The sequence below is a fragment of the Rhizobacter sp. P3_B12 genome (assembly GCF_056402895.1).
This window is the reverse complement of sequence record NZ_JBFUGN010000002.1, coordinates 19888-33397: the sequence shown is the minus strand read 5'-3', so window position 1 is coordinate 33397 and position 13510 is coordinate 19888. Positions and strand designations below refer to the sequence as shown.

The following is a 13510-nucleotide window of genomic DNA, read 5'->3' as shown; positions in this document are numbered from 1 at the left end:
GACCGCGACGATTGGCGCGCGCGATGCGGCGCGGGTGCGCAGCACGTCGAACCAGTCGCGGCTCAGCGCGGTGTCGGCCTGCACCAGGATCGCGTCGAACTCCGTGTCCCGCCACGCCTGCAGCAGCGATTCGGTGTCGCTGAACTGTTCGACATCGATGGCGCGGGAGGCGAAGGCATCCGTCGCGCGCAGGCTCTCCGCGCGTTGGGCCCACAGTGCGGCAATCCTCATAGGTCAGTTCGGCTTTTCGGGGAGGTCCGTGAGTTCGGCGTCGACACGCCGGCGGCGCATCTGACTGCAGCGCAGGTTGCGTGCCCGCCTCCGGACGCACTGATTACGCTGGAACCGTTATCAGGATCACGAAAATCTTCGCCGACATCTGACCAATCGCGTCACCTGCGCGACAGTCAGCTTGGATGTCGGCCAAAAATTGACCGATTCATGACGGAGCCGCTACGGCGCGTAGCGCTGCTCCAGTTCATCCCAGCGCGGCTTGTCGACCAACCGCTGCCGCTCCGCGAACGGCACGACCAGCGCCGGATCCTCGTCGACGCGGCCGGCCTGCTGCAGCACCCCCAGCACGCGCTGCATGCCGGCCACGGCGCCCTGCAGCGCGGCATTGGCATACAGCACGAAGCCGTAGCCCAGGCCCTTCAACTCGTCGGCACCGACGATCGGCGTCTTGCCGCCGATCACCATGTTGACCAGCTGCGGTGCCGCCAGGCGGCGCGGCAGCGCGCGCACCTCGTCGGCTGTCGTCACCGCCTCGACGAACAGGATGTCGGCGCCCGCTTCGGCGAAGCGCTGCGCGCGCTCGACCGCCGCGTCGAAACCCTGCGTGGCCGCGGCATCGGTGCGCGCCATGATCAGCAGGTCCGGGTCGCGCCGCGCGTCGACGGCGGCCTTGATCTTGCCCAGCGCCTCGTCGAGCGGGATCACGTCCTTGCCGGCGAAGTGGCCGCAGCGCTTGGGCGCGACCTGGTCCTCGAGCTGGATGCAGTCGGCCCCCGCACGCTCCAGCACGCGCACCGTGTGGTACACGTTCAGCGCGTTGCCGAAGCCGGTGTCGGCATCGACGATCAGCGGCAGTTCCACCGCATCGCGGATGCGTGCGGTGTGGTCGGCGATCTCGGCCAGGCCCATGAAGCCCTGGTCGGGCATGCCGAACCACATGTTGGTGACGCCGGCACCGGTGACGTAGATCGCCTCGAAGCCGGCGTCGGCGATGACCTTGGCGGACATCGCGTTGAACGCGCCGGGAACGATCACGCCGCGGCGGGCGGCGGCGAGGGCCTTGAGGGTTTGACGGGTCGACATGGGCTTGCTCTCGTTCAGAAACTGTCGCCGGGCACGCGCACCCAGCCTTCCATCAGCACACGGGCGCTGCGGCTCATCAGCGCCTTCGTGACGGTCCACTGGCCGTCGATCTGCCGCGCCTCGGCGCCCACGCGCAAGCTGCCCGACGGGTGGCCGAAGCGCACCGCGCTGCGCACGCCGCCACCAGCCGCCAGGTTCACCAGCGTGCCGGGGATGGCTGCCGCGGTGCCGATCGCGACCGCCGCCGTGCCCATCATTGCGTGGTGCAGCTTGCCCATCGACAGCGCACGCACCAGCAGGTCGATGTCGGCGGCACGCACCGGCTTGCCGCTCGATGCCACGTAGTCGGCCGGCGGCGCGACGAACGCGATCTTCGGCGTGTGCTGGCGCGTCGACGCCTCGGCCACGTCCTGGATCAGGCCCATGCGGACGGCGCCCCAGGCCCGGATCGCCTCGAAGCGCGCCAGCGCCTGCGCATCGCCATTGATCGCATCTTGCAGCTCGGTGCCGGTGCAGCCGATGTCGCGGGCGTTGACGAAGATCGTCGGGATGCCGGCGTTGATCAGCGTCGCGTCGAACGTGCCGATGCCGGGCACCTCCAGCGCGTCGACGAGCCGCCCGGTCGGGAACATCGCGCCGCCGCTTCCTTCGTCCGGCCCCTCGGCGGCCGGATCGAGGAACTCGAGCTGCACCTCGGCCGCCGGGAAGGTGACGCCGTCGAGCTCGAAATCGCCGGTCTCCTGAACCTGCCCGTTCAGCACCGGCACGTGCGCGACGATGGTCTTGCCGATGTTGGCCTGCCAGATGCGCACGGTGCACAGGCCGTTCGCCGGCACGCGCTCCGCCGGCACCAGGCCCTGCGCGATCGAGAACGGGCCGACGGCTGCCGACAGGTTGCCGCAGTTGCCGCTCCAGTCGATGAAGGCCTGGTCGATCGAGACCTGACCGAACAGGTAGTCCACATCGTGGCCCGGCCGTGTCGACGGCGACAGGATCACGACCTTCGAGGTCGACGAGGTCGCGCCGCCCATGCCGTCGATCTGCTTGCCGTACGGGTCGGGGCTGCCGATCACGCGGCGCAGCAGCCGGTCGCGCGCCTCGCCCGGCAGCTGTGCGGATGCGGGCAGGTCCTGCAAGCGGAAGAACACGCCCTTGCTGGTGCCGCCGCGCAGGTAGGTGGCGGGAATGCGGATCTGTGGAACGAAGCTCATGACTGGTAGCCCGGATGCCAATCCGGGATCAATGCACGCCCGCGAGAAAGTCCTGCGCAAACCGCTGCAGCACCCCGCCGGCCTCGTAGATCGACACCTCTTCGGCCGTATCGAGCCGGCAGGTGACGGGCACATCGACGATCGCGCCATCGCGGCGCCGCACGCGCAGGCCCAGCACGGCGCCCGGCGTGCGTTCGCCGTGCACGTCGTACGTCTCGGTGCCATCGAGCCCGAGCGTCAGCCGCGAGGTGCCGGGCAGGAACTCCAACGGCAGCACGCCCATGCCGATCAGGTTGGTGCGGTGGATGCGCTCGAAGCCTTCGGCCACCACCACTTCCACGCCCGCCAGGCGCACGCCCTTGGCGGCCCAGTCGCGCGAGCTGCCCTGGCCGTAGTCGGCGCCGGCGATGATGACCAGCGGCTGGCGGCGTTCGAGGTAGGCCTCGATCGCCTCCCACATGCGCACCACGCGGCCCTCGGGCTCGAGTCGCGCGAGCGAGCCAGTGCGCACGCTGCCATCGCCGGCACGCACCATCTCGTTCGACAGCGTCGGGTTCGCAAAGGTGGCGCGCATCGCGGTGAGGTGGTCGCCGCGGTGCGTCGCGTAGGAGTTGAAATCCTCCTCCGGCAGGCCCATCCGCGCCAGGTATTCGCCGGCCGCCGAATCGGCCCCGATCGCGTTCGACGGCGACAGGTGGTCGGTCGTGATGTTGTCCGGCAGGATCGCCAGCGGCCGCAGGCCGGTCAGCGTGCGCGGGCTCGCGGCCAGCGCGCCCATGCCTTCGCGGTCCCAGTACGGCGGGCGGCGGATGTAGGTGGACTGCGGCCGCCAGTCGTACTGCGGATTCACGCGCTCGCTGCTCGCGGCCGCGATGGCGAACATCGGCTCGTAGACCTGCCGGAACATCGCCGGCTGCACCGACGACTGCACCAGCGCATCGATCTCGGCATCGTCCGGCCACAGGTCCTGCAGCCGGATCTCGCGGCCGTTGACCACCGCGAGCACGTCGCGCTCGATGTCGAAGCGGATCGTGCCGGCGATCGCATAGGCCACCACCAGCGGCGGCGAGGCCAGGAAGGCCTGCTTCGCCTGCGGGTGGATGCGGCCGTCGAAGTTGCGGTTGCCCGACAGCACGGCCGTGGTGTACAGGTCGCGTTCGAGGATCTCCTGCTGGACGGCGGGGGCTAGCGCGCCGCTCATGCCGTTGCAGGTGGTGCACGCGAACGCGACGATGCCGAAGCCCAGCGCCTCCAGTTCGGTCAGCAGGCCGGCCTGCTTCAGGTACAGCTCCACCGTCTTCGRGCCGGGTGCGAGCGAGGTCTTCACCCAGGGCTTGCGCACGAGGCCCAGGCGGTTCGCGTTGCGCGCCAGCAGCCCGGCGGCGATCACGTTGCGCGGGTTGCTGGTGTTGGTGCAGCTGGTGATCGCGGCGATGATCACCGCGCCGTCGGGCATCAGGCCCTGCGCCTCTTGCGCGCGGGCCTGGTCGAGGTTGACCGCGATGCCGCGCTCGGCCAGTGCGCTGGTGGGCAGGCGGCGGTGCGGGTTCGACGGACCGGCCATGTTGCGAACGATGGTCGACAGGTCGAAGCGCAGCACGCGCTCGTAGCGCGCGTCGGCCAGCGTGTCGGCCCAGAAGCCCGCTGTCTTCGCGTACGTCTCGACCAGCTTCACCTGCGCGGCCTCGCGGCCGGTCAGGCGCAGGTAGTCGAGCGTCTGGCCGTCGATGAAGAACAGCGCCGCGGTGGCGCCGTACTCGGGGCACATGTTCGAGATGGTCGCGCGGTCGCCGATCGTCAGGCCCTGCGTGCCGTCGCCGAAGAACTCCAGGTAGGCGCCGACCACCTTCTGCTGGCGCAGGAACTCGGTGAGCGCCAGCACGATGTCGGTGGCGGTGATGCCGGGCCGGCGCCGGCCGGCCAGCTCGACGCCGACGATGTCGGGCAGGCGCATCCACGACGCGCGGCCGAGCATCACGTTCTCGGCCTCCAGCCCGCCGACGCCCACCGCGATCACGCCCAGCGCATCGACGTGCGGCGTGTGGCTGTCGGTGCCGACGCAGGTGTCGGGGTAGGCCAGGCCGTCCTGCACCCAGACCACCGGCGACATCTTCTCGAGGTTGACCTGGTGCATGATCCCGTTGCCCGGCGGGATCACCTCGACGTTGCGGAAGGCCCGCTTCGTCCAGTCGATGAAGTGGAAGCGGTCTTCGTTGCGGCGGTCTTCGATCGCGCGGTTCTTCGCGAAGGCCTGCGGGTCGTCGCCGCCGCACTCCACCGCGAGCGAGTGGTCGACGATCAGCTGCACCGGCACGACGGGGTTCACCGCGGCCGGATCGCCGCCCTGCGCCGCGATGGCATCGCGCAGCCCGGCCAGGTCGACCAGCGCGGTCTGGCCGAGGATGTCGTGGCAGACCACGCGCACCGGGTACCACGGGAAGTCGCGGTCGCGGCGGCGCTCGATGAGCTGCAGCAGGCAGTCGTCGAGGAGGGCCGGGTCACAGCGGCGCACCAGGTTCTCGGCATGCACACGCGCGGTGTACGGCAGGCCGCTCCAGGCGCCGGCGCGCAAGGCGTCGACGGCGGCCCGGGCATCGATGTAGTCCAGCGCGGTGCCGGGCAGGCGCTTGCGGTAGGGAGAACTCATGCGCGGTGGTTGTGCTCAGGTGCGCTCGGCGATCGGCACGAAGGCGCGGTCTTCGGGGCCGGTGTAGTTCGCGCTCGGCCGGATGATCTTGTTGTCGAGCCGCTGCTCGATCACGTGTGCGGCCCAGCCGCTGGTGCGCGAGATGACGAACAGCGGCGTGAACATCGCCGTCGGCACGCCCATCAGGTGGTAACTCACGGCACTGAACCAGTCGAGGTTGGGGAACATCTTCTTCGCATCCCACATCACCCGCTCCAGCCGCTCGGCGATGTCGAACATCTTCGTGGTGCCGGCCTCGCCGGAGAGCTGCCGGGCCACGCGCTTGATGACCACGTTGCGCGGGTCGCTGACAGTGTAGACCGGGTGGCCGAAGCCGATCACGACCTCGCGCGCCTCGACGCGGCGGCGGATGTCGGCCTCGGCCTCGTCGGGCGTGCCGTAGCGCTGCTGGATCTCGAACGCCGCCTCGTTGGCGCCGCCGTGCTTCGGGCCGCGCAGTGCGCCGATCGCGCCGGCCACCGCCGAATGCATGTCGCTGCCGGTGCCGGCGATCACGCGCGCGGTGAAGGTCGACGCGTTGAACTCGTGCTCGGCATACAGGTTCAGCGAGGTGTGCATCGCCCGCACCCACGCGGCCGGCGGGCGCTCGCCATGCAGCAGGTGCAGGAAGTGGCCGCCGATCGAGTCGTCGTCGGTCTCCACCTCGATGCGCCGGCCCTGCGTGGCCCAGTGGTACCAATACAGCAGCATCGAGCCGAGCGAGGCCAGCAGGCGGTCGGCGATGTCGCGCGCGCCGGGCAGGCCGTGGTCGTCCTTCTCGGGCAGCGCGCAGCCGAGCGCCGAGACGCCGGTGCGCATCACGTCCATCGGGTGGGCCGCGGCCGGCACGGTCTCGAGCGCGGCCTTCACCGCGGCCGGCAGCCCGCGCAGCGCCTTCAACCGGGCCTTGTAGGCACGCAGCTCGGCGGCACTCGGCAGCCTGCCGTGCACCAGCAGGTGGGCGACCTCCTCGAACTCGCAGACCTCGGCGAGATCGAGGATGTCGTAGCCGCGGTAGTGCAGGTCGCGGCCGTTGCGGCCGACGGTGCACAGCGCGGTGTTGCCGGCCGTGACGCCGGACAGCGCAACGGACTTCTTCGGTTGGAAGGTGCTCATGCCCGCCATCTTCGCGATGCGCCACGCCGGGGACAACACTGAAGTGGCGAAGGCTTGCGAAGTCAGCCTTGCAACTCTGCAAGGCTTGCGAAGGACGAGCGGCGCGCCAGCTCGACGAAGGCCCGCAGGTAGTCGATGTCGATGTCCGCCTCGCGGGCGCCCAGGAAGATCTGCTTCGCGATGCCGCGCGCACCCAGGCGCACGGCCACCACGTCCATCTTCTGCGCGTACTCCTCGACCAGCCAGCGCGGCAACGCCGCCACGCCGCGGCCGCTGACCACCATCTGCAACATGATGTCGGTGGTCTCGATGGTCTTGTGCGCCTTCGGCGTCACGCCCGCCGGCATCAGGAACTGCGTGTAGACGTCGAGCCGGTCGGTCGCCACCGGGTAGGTGATCAGCACCTCGGGCGTCAGCTGCTTCGGCTTCACCCAGGCCGCGCCGGCCAGCGGGTGATCGCGCCCGACCACCAGCACCTGCTCGTAGTCGAACACGGGCTCGAAATGCAGCCCCGGCTTGTACAGCGGGTCGGGCGTGACCAGCATGTCGATCTCGTAGCCGAACAGCGCGCCGATGCCGCCGAACTGGAATTTCTGCTTCACGTCGACATCGACATCGGGCCAGGCCGCGAGGTACGGCGAAACGACCTTCAGCAGCCACTGGTAGCACGGGTGGCACTCCATGCCGATGCGCAGCGCGCCGCGCTCGCCCTGCGCGAACTGGCGCAACCGCTCTTCCGCCTGGTCGAGTTGCGGCAGCACCCGGTTGGCCACCGCCAGCACGTACTGCCCGGCCTGCGTCAGCCGCAGGCTGCGGCCCTCACGCAACCAGATGTCGGTGCCGAGCTGCTGCTCCAGCTTCTTCATCGAATGGCTCAGCGCCGATTGCGTCAGGCACAGCACGCCGGCCGCGGCCGTCAGCGAGCCCTGCTTCTCGACCTCCTGCACGATGGCCAGGTGACTGCGCTCCAGCATATCGATGAGCCGATCTCATGGATTGTCAAATTAATACCATTTTACTTCATGACCCCTGCTGCGTACGCTGGCGACCGCTTCTCTCATCTCTCCCATCGCACGCACGCCATGACCACGACCCACAACCTCGGCTTTCCCCGCATCGGCGCCAGGCGCGAATTGAAATTCGCGCTGGAGTCCTACTGGAAGGGCGAGTCTTCGCGCGACCAATTGAAGGCCCTCGGCGCCCAGCTGCGCCAACGCCACTGGATCCACCAGATCGACCTCGACCTCGCACCGGTCGGCGACTTCGCGTTCTACGACCAGATGCTCGACATGAGCTTCACGCTGGGCAACCTGCCGGAGCGCGTGCAGGGTTTCCAGGGCGACGTGCTGGACAACTACTTCCGCGTCGCGCGCGGCCGATCGGCAGAGACCGCCGAGGCCCACGCCGGCTGCTGCGGCGGTGGCGTCGCCGCCGGCGAGATGACCAAGTGGTTCGACACCAACTACCACTACATCGTCCCGGAGTTCACCGCGGCCACGCAGTTCAAGCTCGACGCGTCGCGCCTGCTGGAGCAACTCGCCGAGGCGCGCCAGGCCGGCGTCAAGGCCAAGCCGGTGATCGTCGGCCCCGTCACCTACCTGGCGCTCGGCAAGRCCAAGGACGATTCCAGCAAGCTCGCGCTGCTCGAACGCCTGGTGCCGGTCTACGCCGAGCTGCTGGAAAAGCTCGCCGCCCAGGGCGTGGAATGGGTGCAGATCGACGAGCCCATCCTCGTGACCGAGCTCGATGCCGACTGGCAGCACGCCTTCAACACCGCGTACCACGACCTGAAGAGCGGCCGCGTGAAGCTGCTGCTGGCCACCTACTTCGGCCCGCTGGAAGAGAACCGGCACCTGGCCGCCAACCTGCCGGTGGCCGGCCTGCACATCGACGCGATCAACGGCCGCGACGACATCCAGCCGCTGCTCAACATCCTGTCGCCGCTGAAGGTGCTGTCGCTCGGCGTGATCAACGGCCGCAACATCTGGAAGACCGACCTGAACGCGGTGCTCGATTGGCTCGAGCCGCTGAAGGAGCGCCTCGGCGAGCGCCTGTGGATCGCACCGTCGTGCTCGCTGCTGCACGTGCCGGTCGACCTGGCGAGCGAACAGAAGCTCGATGCCGACCTGAAGTCGTGGCTCGCGTACGCGCTGCAGAAGCTGGACGAGTTGCGCCTGCTGGCCGCCGCGTTGAAGAACGGCCGTGATTCGGTGAAGGCCGAACTCGCCTCCAACCAGGCCGCCATCGCGGCGCGCCGCAACTCGCCGCGCGTCAACAACCCGGCGGTGAAGGCGGCCGTGGCGACGCTCAACGCCGCGTTCGGCGAGCGCAAGAGCGGCTATGCACAGCGCGCCCCGAAGCAGGCCGCGCTGCTGAAGCTGCCGCCCTTCCCCACCACCACCATCGGCTCGTTCCCGCAGACCGCCGACATCCGCCACGCCCGCAGCGAGTTCAAGGCCGGCCGCCTCGATGAGGCCGGCTACCGGGCCGCGATGCAGGCCGAGATCCGGCGCAGCGTGCGCGAGCAGGAAGCGCTGGACCTGGACGTGCTGGTGCACGGCGAGGCCGAGCGCAACGACATGGTCGAGTATTTCGGCGAGCAGCTCGACGGCTACGCGTTCAGCCAGTTCGGCTGGGTGCAGTCGTATGGCTCGCGCTGCGTGAAGCCGCCGATCCTGTTCGGCGACATCAGCCGCCCGAAGGCGATGACGGTCGAGTGGATCCGCTACGCGCAATCGCTGACGAAGCGCCCGATGAAGGGCATGCTGACCGGCCCGGTGACGATCCTGAACTGGTCCTTCGTGCGCGACGACCAGCCGCGCTCGGTGTCGTGCCACCAGCTCGCGCTGGCGATCCGCCAGGAGGTGCTCGACCTGGAGCAGGCCGGCGTGCGCGTGATCCAGATCGACGAGGCCGCGCTGCGCGAAGGCCTGCCGCTGCGCAAGTCGCAATGGAAGGGCTACCTCGACTGGGCGATCGAATCGTTCCGCATCACCGCGAACGGCGTCGAGGACGAGACGCAGATCCACACCCACATGTGCTATTCGGAGTTCAACGACATCATCGCGGCCATCGCCGGGATGGATGCCGACGTGATCACGATCGAGACCTCGCGTTCCGACATGGAGCTGCTCGATGCCTTCGAGGACTTCAAGTACCCGAACGAGATCGGCCCGGGCGTGTACGACATCCACTCGCCGAACATCCCGACGCAGGAGCACATCGTGCAGCTGATGAGGAAGGCCGCCGAGCGCGTGCCGGCCGAGCGGCTGTGGGTCAACCCGGACTGCGGGCTGAAGACGCGCCAATGGGCCGAGGTGATTCCGGCGCTGACCAACATGGTGGCTGCCGCCAAGGCGCTGCGCCAGCCGGCCTGACGCGCGGGCTTCCGGCAGGCGGATGGTCAAGAATAGGCCATGCGAAAGACTTTCCTCGGCGTGCGCCTGCGCACGCTGCGCGAGCAACGCGGCCTGACCCAGGCCGCCCTCGCCCACCTGCTGGAGCTCTCGGCCAGCTACCTCAACCAGCTGGAGAACAACCAGCGGCCGCTGTCGGTGCCGGTGCTGCTGAGGCTGCAGTCGGCGCTCGGCGTCGACCTGCAGTTCTTCTCGGAGAGCGAAGAGGCGCGCCTGATGGCGCAGCTGCACGACGTGGTCGCCGAGGCCGGCGCCGCCATCCCGCAGGCGGAGGTGCTGGCCCTGGCGCAGCAGATGCCTGCGCTGGCGAATCGCATGATCCAGCTGCACAAGGTGGCCCGGGATGCGCAGGAGCGCCTCGAAGCCATGGCGGCCGGCCTGGGGGACCGGGACGCCCGGCCCGACCTCGGCCCGACCCAGCCCCATGAGGAAGTGCGCGACTTCTTCTACGCGCGCCACAACCATGTCGCCGAGCTCGATGCGCTGGCCGAGCGCACGCATGCCGAGATGGAGCCGCCCTCGCTGCTGGCCCGCGATCTCGCCGGGCGGCTCGAGCGGCACCTGCTGCTGAAGCACCGCATCTCGACGCGCAGCGCCGCGGCCGATGCGCCGCCCGGCCTGCGCAGCTACGACCCGCGCTCACGGCTGCTGACGCTGCATGCGGATCTCGAGCCGGGCCAGCGCGCGTTTCAGCTGGCCACCCAGCTGGCCTTCGTCGAGGCCGACGAGCTCCTCGCCTCGCTGGTGGCGGGTGGCGAATTCCGCAGCGACGAATCGCGCGCGCTGGGGCGCATCGGCCTGGCCAGCTACTTCGCCGGTGCGCTGGTGCTGCCCTATGCGCCCTTCCTGGCCGCCGCGGAGGAATTGCACTACGACATCGACCTGCTGGCGCGCCGCTTCGGCGTCAGCTTCGAGACGGTGTGCCACCGGCTCTCGACCTTGCAGCGGCCGCAGGCGCGCGGCGTGCCGTTCTTCTTCGTGCGCGTGGACCGGGCCGGCAACATCTCGAAGCGCCAGTCGGCGACCGATTTCCACTTCTCGCGCACCGGCGGCACCTGCCCGCTGTGGAACGTCTACGAGGCGTTCTCGCAGCCCGGCCGCGTGCTGACGCAGCTGGCCTCGATGCCCGACGGCCGCACCTACCTCTGGATCGCCCGCTGCATCCGCCATGACAGCGGCGGCTTCGGCACGCCGCCGCGCGAGTTCGCGGTGGCGCTGGGCTGCGACCGCCGGCATGCGTCGCGGCTGGTGTACGCCCGCGGGCTGGCGCTGGCCGACCCGCAGGCCGTGACGCCGATCGGCCCCGGCTGCAAGGTGTGCGAGCGCCAGGGCTGCGCGCAGCGCGCCTTCCCGGCGCTCGGGCGGCCGCTGCGCATCGACGAGAACCAGCGGCCGGTCGAGCCCTACGCGAATGCCTAGACCGTCTGCGCGAACAGCACGACCTCTTCGTTGTGGATTTCCAGGGCGGTTCGCACCTGCCCTCGCGCACTGGGCAGGTACCCGTCCTCCATGGCGTTGTACTTCCACCCTCCGCGTTGAGAGCGTCCCGTTGCGTTGCCCTTCACGTACCACGTGGTGCCCTTGCTGCCGTCATAGGGAACGTTGGTGGCGATGGTGACCGTGCACAGCCGCGAGGGTTCGGTGAGGCGAATCACCTGCAGCATGTCGTCCCAGCCGATGCCCTCCGCGGCGTCGAGGTTGATCTGGTACGTCAGGATGTGAGTGCGGATCCGCTGCCTCAGATTGCCCATTGAGGTCGCGAAGTTGAAGTCCTGATTCCACATGGTCACTTCTTCATCGGCCACCCAGGCTTCCAGGCCGTCGGCTTCCACCACCTGCGTGGCCCAGGTTTCCAGGAAGGCGTTCCATTGCTCGACCTGCTGCTCGGTGATGTGGGTCGGCTTGGGCGGATACACCTTCCTCTGCACGATGGGTTGCCCCGCCTGCGATGCCTCCTCGCCGGGCCCGATCCAGCGCTGTGCCGCCGGCCCGAACAGGTGGTCGAGCTGCTGCCGCTGTGTCGCCATGCGGGGGCTGCCATCCAGCCAGGACGGCGACGCGCGCTGCGCGGCCGCCGCACCGGCGGGCTCGGCGGCGGTGTGCGCTTGCGAGGGGCGGATCAGGCGCTTGTCGGTGGATGCCACGTCATGTCTCCTTGCTGCGCCGGTGGGCGACAGGCCGGATGACGGTATAGCCGGCACCGGGCCCGGGCGCCATCGGCCCCAGGCTGATTCAGGGCCTCACGAATGCGGAGAGAGGAATGCGGAGAAGACGCCCCATGGGCTCTTCGTGATGGCCACCGAAACGATGTAGCCGAAGGTCAGCAGCGCCGCCATCCAGGCCGTCGCCCGCAGCCAGGCCGGCCGGCCCGGGCGCAGCGCGATGACGCCGAGCCCGACATAGGCCACCAGCGCGATGACCTTGGCCAGCAGCCACGGCGCCGAGCCGGGATGGATCCGCAGCATCCAGGCGAGGGTCAAGGCCGATGCCAGCAACACGGTGTCGATCAGATGCGGTATCGACCGCGCCGCCCGGCTGCGCACCCAGCGCGCGCCCGCCAGCGAGGCGGCCCCGCGCACGAAGAACCCGGCGAACGACAGCGCCACGGCGGATTGGTGGAGGGTCTTGACGGTGAAGTAGTCCATGGCAGCTCACTCGGGTCGGGTTCGCGGCGGCACCGCCCGCGCGGATTTCAGCCGCCATGCGAGCGCGGACGCCAGCACCGTGACGACGAACAACCCCACCGCCGCGGCATTCAGCAACGCCCCGAACCGGCGCCACGAGGGATCGACGAGGCTGCCCGGCAGGCGCACGAGCAACGAGGCGTGCAGCAACAGCAGCGGAGCATGGAACCAGGGGCCGAACCACAGCCGCGTTCGCGCGACGGCCGGCAGGATCACCGGCGCATGCCCCATCACCATGCTGAAGATGAAGCCGAGCCCGAGGGCATGCAGCGCCCAGTCCCGCCCCGGGCACCCGAAGGCCATGCCGATCCACGCCACCCCGGCGACGGCCAGCCACGCGTACCCCGCCAGCAGGCTGACCGCCATGTAGCGGCTCAGGCCATGGCTGTGCAGCGTGCGCCGCGCAACATCGAAAGCCAGCAGCCACAACGCCAACGCCGCCAGGCCGCCGCCGAACAGCACCCCGGCAACGACCGGCCATCGGCCCGTGAGGGCAGCGCCTGCGGGCAGGGTCGAAAGAATCGCCACCAGCGCGAACTGCACCGCCGGGGGGTGCCGCATCAGCCGGKCCATCTCGAGCCGCTCGGCCRCCACCGTCAGCACGATGAAGGCGAACCACCATGGCAGGACCAGCGCGGTCGCCGCGCCGAGCGCGAACAGCAGGTTGCCCACCAGCCAGGCGATCGCGCCCAGCAGCAGCAGCCCCGCATGCAGCACGACCTGGCGGGCCAGCACCGCCACGCTCGCCGCGACGAAGACGGCCGCCGCGACCGCCCCTGCCCAGACACCGACCACCGGAAGCCCGGCCAGCAGCGCGACACCGCCCAAGGCGCTGGCCCAAGGCGCGATGAAGGCCCAGCGGCGCTTCAATGCCACCGCACGTTCGATGGCGATCACCGTGCCCAGCAGGCCCGACAGCATCAAAGCCGCATGCTGCAACAGCGCCGCGCCGGCCACGGCGCCGGTGCCGAGCGCGATGCCGCTGCGCTGCAGCCCGCCCGCCACCGCCGCCAGCAGCACGGCAGCGATCAAGGCCGGCAACACCGACCGGGCCAGCAGCGCGCCAGGTGAGCGAGACAC

The 13510-nt window shown here is 69.7% G+C and carries 11 protein-coding genes; 2 read left to right on the top strand and 9 right to left on the bottom strand.

Annotated features, from left to right (window positions below):
• The 6 genes from AC1D01_RS00340 to AC1D01_RS00315 all read right to left on the bottom strand — a co-directional run.
• On the bottom strand, positions 1 to 231 hold a 231-nt coding region (locus AC1D01_RS00340; protein WP_477864128.1), incomplete at its 3' end, for a hypothetical protein.
• A gap of 222 nt (positions 232 to 453) precedes the next feature.
• Positions 454 to 1317, bottom strand: coding sequence for an isocitrate lyase/PEP mutase family protein (locus tag AC1D01_RS00335; RefSeq protein WP_477864127.1), 864 nt, complete (start codon positions 1315 to 1317; stop codon positions 454 to 456).
• A gap of 14 nt (positions 1318 to 1331) precedes the next feature.
• Complete coding sequence (prpF, locus tag AC1D01_RS00330; protein WP_477864126.1) at positions 1332 to 2528, bottom strand: 2-methylaconitate cis-trans isomerase PrpF; 1197 nt, start codon at positions 2526 to 2528, stop codon at positions 1332 to 1334.
• Positions 2529 to 2556: 28 nt separating this feature from the next.
• Complete coding sequence (gene acnD / locus AC1D01_RS00325; RefSeq protein WP_477864125.1) at positions 2557 to 5175, bottom strand: Fe/S-dependent 2-methylisocitrate dehydratase AcnD; 2619 nt, start codon at positions 5173 to 5175, stop codon at positions 2557 to 2559.
• A 15-nt stretch (positions 5176 to 5190) separates the two neighbouring features.
• Positions 5191 to 6330, bottom strand: a complete 1140-nt coding sequence (prpC, locus tag AC1D01_RS00320) for a bifunctional 2-methylcitrate synthase/citrate synthase (RefSeq protein WP_477864124.1) — start codon at positions 6328 to 6330, stop codon at positions 5191 to 5193.
• Positions 6331 to 6392: 62 nt separating this feature from the next.
• The gene (locus tag AC1D01_RS00315) at positions 6393 to 7304 is read right to left on the bottom strand and encodes a LysR family transcriptional regulator (protein WP_477864123.1); all 912 of its coding nucleotides are present in this window, start codon (positions 7302 to 7304) and stop codon (positions 6393 to 6395) included.
• Positions 7305 to 7412: 108 nt separating this feature from the next.
• Between AC1D01_RS00315 and metE the strand changes: the two genes are divergently transcribed.
• Both metE and AC1D01_RS00305 read left to right on the top strand, forming a co-directional pair.
• Positions 7413 to 9707 carry a 5-methyltetrahydropteroyltriglutamate--homocysteine S-methyltransferase gene (metE, locus tag AC1D01_RS00310; RefSeq protein ID WP_477864122.1) on the top strand — a complete coding sequence of 765 codons (2295 nt, stop codon included), beginning with the start codon at positions 7413 to 7415 and terminating at the stop codon, positions 9705 to 9707.
• Positions 9708 to 9746: 39 nt separating this feature from the next.
• Positions 9747 to 11165: a short-chain fatty acyl-CoA regulator family protein gene (locus AC1D01_RS00305; RefSeq protein ID WP_477864121.1), complete on the top strand. Its 1419-nt coding sequence runs from the start codon at positions 9747 to 9749 to the stop codon at positions 11163 to 11165.
• On the opposite strand, the gene AC1D01_RS00300 is transcribed toward AC1D01_RS00305, so the two are convergent.
• The 3 genes from AC1D01_RS00300 to AC1D01_RS00290 all read right to left on the bottom strand — a co-directional run bounded on the left by AC1D01_RS00300 (position 11162) and on the right by AC1D01_RS00290 (position 13510).
• A complete protein-coding gene (locus AC1D01_RS00300; protein ID WP_477864120.1) occupies positions 11162 to 11890 on the bottom strand; it encodes a hypothetical protein in 729 nt (242 codons plus the stop codon). The genes AC1D01_RS00305 and AC1D01_RS00300 overlap by 4 nt on opposite strands.
• A gap of 96 nt (positions 11891 to 11986) precedes the next feature.
• A complete protein-coding gene (locus tag AC1D01_RS00295) occupies positions 11987 to 12391 on the bottom strand; it encodes a SirB2 family protein (RefSeq protein ID WP_477864119.1) in 405 nt (134 codons plus the stop codon).
• Between the two features lie 6 nt (positions 12392 to 12397).
• Positions 12398 to 13510: a DUF8744 domain-containing protein gene (locus AC1D01_RS00290; protein WP_477864118.1), complete on the bottom strand. Its 1113-nt coding sequence runs from the start codon at positions 13508 to 13510 to the stop codon at positions 12398 to 12400.

Excerpts from the sequence above, each read along its gene's own strand:
- AC1D01_RS00335 (WP_477864127.1), bottom strand. The coding sequence starts at position 1,317 with ATGTCGACCCGTCAAACCCTCAAGGCCCTCGCCGCCGCCCGCCGCGGC.
- prpF (WP_477864126.1), bottom strand. The coding sequence starts at position 2,528 with ATGAGCTTCGTTCCACAGATCCGCATTCCCGCCACCTACCTGCGCGGC.
- prpC (WP_477864124.1), bottom strand. The coding sequence starts at position 6,330 with ATGAGCACCTTCCAACCGAAGAAGTCCGTTGCGCTGTCCGGCGTCACG.
- AC1D01_RS00315 (WP_477864123.1), bottom strand. The coding sequence starts at position 7,304 with ATGCTGGAGCGCAGTCACCTGGCCATCGTGCAGGAGGTCGAGAAGCAG.
- AC1D01_RS00305 (WP_477864121.1), top strand. The coding sequence starts at position 9,747 with ATGCGAAAGACTTTCCTCGGCGTGCGCCTGCGCACGCTGCGCGAGCAA.
- AC1D01_RS00295 (WP_477864119.1), bottom strand. The coding sequence starts at position 12,391 with ATGGACTACTTCACCGTCAAGACCCTCCACCAATCCGCCGTGGCGCTG.